This window comes from Pseudomonas sp. NPDC087639 (assembly GCF_044743385.1).
GTDB lineage: Bacteria > Pseudomonadota > Gammaproteobacteria > Pseudomonadales > Pseudomonadaceae > Aquipseudomonas.
Genome location: NZ_JBIUWI010000038.1, coordinates 50,915 through 53,196, shown reverse-complemented (window position 1 = coordinate 53,196; position 2,282 = coordinate 50,915). Strand labels below are relative to the sequence as shown.

Genomic DNA, 2,282 nt, shown 5'->3' with positions numbered 1-2,282 from the left:
AGACGAAGCTTACCGTAAAGCTGATGAAGCTCTGGCTGCTGCTCAAAAAGCACAACAGACTGCTGACGAAGCTAACGAGCGTGCTCTGCGCATGCTGGACAAAGCTAGCCGCAAGTAATAATCCCTCGGGATTGTTATCAAGCCGACCCATTTTTTGGGTCGGCTTTTTTGTGCCCGACGCTTTTGTCCGGTCATAAAAAAACCCGCCGATGCTGACATCGGCGGGTTTTGTTTTTCAGCTTACTGTTGCAGGTCGATCGGCGCAGTCGAAACAATCGGTGCCGAAGTACTCGGCGTACCGATTTCCGTCGGCAGGCCGTCTTCGGCCGCGACCACATCACGTACCACATCCCAGTTCATGCGCAGGTTGTTGGTGACGTCTTCACGCTTGAGCATCGCGTTGATCACCGCGGTGTGCTTGTCGACCACCGACGGGTTGCCCTTGTCGTCGATCGGCGTGTGCGCTTCCAGATAGACCTTGCCACCACTGCGACCGAACTTGTACGCATCGTTGATGATACGCACCGAGGTACCGACCGGGACCATGCCGGCCATCTCCAGCACGTTGTTGTTGAACATGCGGAAACAGCCATGGCTGGTGCGCATACCGATACCGAACTTCTTGTTCGAACCGTGAATCAGGTAGCCCGGAGTACCCAGGGTGAACTTGAACGGCCCCAGAGGATTGTCTGGACCTGCCGGCACCACGTTTGGCAGCGGATCACCATCAGCGGCGTGCTCGGCCTTGATCGACGCTGGAGGCGTCCAGGTAGGGTTCGGCGTCTTCGCCGTGATCGAGGTGTGCGCGATGGGCGAACCCCAGCCCTCACGACCAATACCCAGCGGGAAGGTGTACACCACGTTCCGGCCTTTCGGGAAGTAGTAGAGACGGTATTCGGCAAGGTTGATGACGATGCCTTCACGCGGGCCTGGCGGCAGAATGAAACGCGTCGGCAGGACGATTTCGGTACCGGCACCCGGCAACCAGGCATCGACGCCCGGGTTGGCCGCAACCATTTCCGAATAACCCAGATCGTAGGTTGTGCCCAGATCGGCGAAAGTGTCTTCGTACTTGGCTTTGATCACCTGCACCTGGCCGATGATGTCCTCACCGGGAGGTGGCAGGGGAAGCTCCAATGCAGCAACGGGACCGGCCACACACAGGGCGGCAAGTGACAGGCAGCGGGTGACGGCAGGAAAGCGCGGCAACATCCGGAAAATCCTTCGCATGATCAACAAGGGTATAAGTACGCGATTGTACACCGCGCCTCGGGAATTCGGGGAGATGCGCCGATAGACCGTGCAAAGCGGCCTGAATGGCTTTAAAGCTCGAAGCGCAACTCAGGCCAGATCGGCGAAGTGCCGCGCTTCTGCGACTCCAGGATTGCCCGGCACAGCGAACACAGACGCTGGTCCTGGAACACCCGGCGATCCACGCTCGACCAGCGCGGCTGTGCCGGCAGCAGACTGCCGCACAGGGTGCGATCGGCCGAGCCGCCCAATTCGAGTTGACGGGTCACCAGATGCACCCGCACTTCCTGGCAGGCGAACAAATCCAACTGCTCGTCAGGCTCGATCAGTTGGTAGGCAAACAGGGACCAGGCAGAACGCGGCATTGGGGGCTCCAAATAAGGGGGCGCCACATTAGCCGAAAGCCTGCCGCTAGAAAAGCCTCATAACAGGGGTTTTAGCGTAGGCCAGACATTTTCCAGCAACTTGCCCTGAGCCCCGGCGGCCGGGTGCAGACCATCGGCCTGCATCAGGTCTGGATGACCGCCTACACCGTCGAGAAAAAACGGCACCAGCGGGATCTTTTTATCCTCGGCGAGATTGCCGTAGACCTTGGCGAAGGCATCGGTGTAGCGCTTACCGTAGTTAGGCGGCAATTGCATACCGAGCAACAGCACCTTGGCGCCGCTTTGGCGAGAGCTGTCGATCATCGAGGCAAGATTTTGTTGCAATTGCGTTGGCGGCATTCCGCGCAAGCCGTCATTGCCTCCCAACTCGAGAATCACCAGCTCAGGCTCATGCTCTGCAAGCAGCGCTGGCAGGCGCGCCTGGCCTCCGGCACTGGTGTCGCCGCTGATGGAGGCATTCACTACTTTGTCGTCGAACCCCTCCTGTTTGAGCCGTTGCTCAAGCAACGATACCCATCCCAAGCGGGTATCCAGTCCGAAACCGGCGCTGATACTATCGCCAACGATCAGGACAGTACCCGCCGCTGCGTTCTGGGCCATGCACATCAAGGCCAGGCCAGCACTCAAAAACCACACACGCATCGG

4 protein-coding genes are annotated in these 2,282 nt (G+C 59.0%); 1 reads left to right on the top strand and 3 read right to left on the bottom strand.

Features of this window, described 5'->3' with window-relative positions; genetic code table 11:
* Positions 1–118 (top strand): alanine-zipper protein (locus tag ACIOVB_RS16970; RefSeq protein WP_401269603.1); only part of this gene is annotated, 118 nt, incomplete at its 5' end.
* A 122-nt stretch (positions 119–240) separates the two neighbouring features.
* On the opposite strand, the gene ACIOVB_RS16965 is transcribed toward ACIOVB_RS16970, so the two are convergent.
* From ACIOVB_RS16965 to ACIOVB_RS16955, 3 genes are all read right to left on the bottom strand, one after another.
* Positions 241–1,212, bottom strand: coding sequence for a L,D-transpeptidase family protein (locus ACIOVB_RS16965; RefSeq protein WP_187677683.1), 972 nt, complete (start codon positions 1,210–1,212; stop codon positions 241–243).
* Between the two features lie 110 nt (positions 1,213–1,322).
* Complete coding sequence (locus ACIOVB_RS16960; protein ID WP_007955656.1) at positions 1,323–1,616, bottom strand: hypothetical protein; 294 nt, start codon at positions 1,614–1,616, stop codon at positions 1,323–1,325.
* A 57-nt stretch (positions 1,617–1,673) separates the two neighbouring features.
* Entirely contained in the window at positions 1,674–2,279 is a 606-nt protein-coding gene (locus tag ACIOVB_RS16955; protein WP_401269600.1) for an arylesterase, read from the bottom strand.
* Between the last annotated feature and the right edge of the window lie 3 nt (positions 2,280–2,282).

Bases quoted from the DNA above. Each gene is read 5' to 3' on its own strand.
- ACIOVB_RS16965 (WP_187677683.1), bottom strand. From the start codon at position 1,212: ATGTTGCCGCGCTTTCCTGCCGTCACCCGCTGCCTGTCACTTGCCGCC.
- ACIOVB_RS16960 (WP_007955656.1), bottom strand. From the start codon at position 1,616: ATGCCGCGTTCTGCCTGGTCCCTGTTTGCCTACCAACTGATCGAGCCT.
- ACIOVB_RS16955 (WP_401269600.1), bottom strand. From the start codon at position 2,279: ATGCGTGTGTGGTTTTTGAGTGCTGGCCTGGCCTTGATGTGCATGGCC.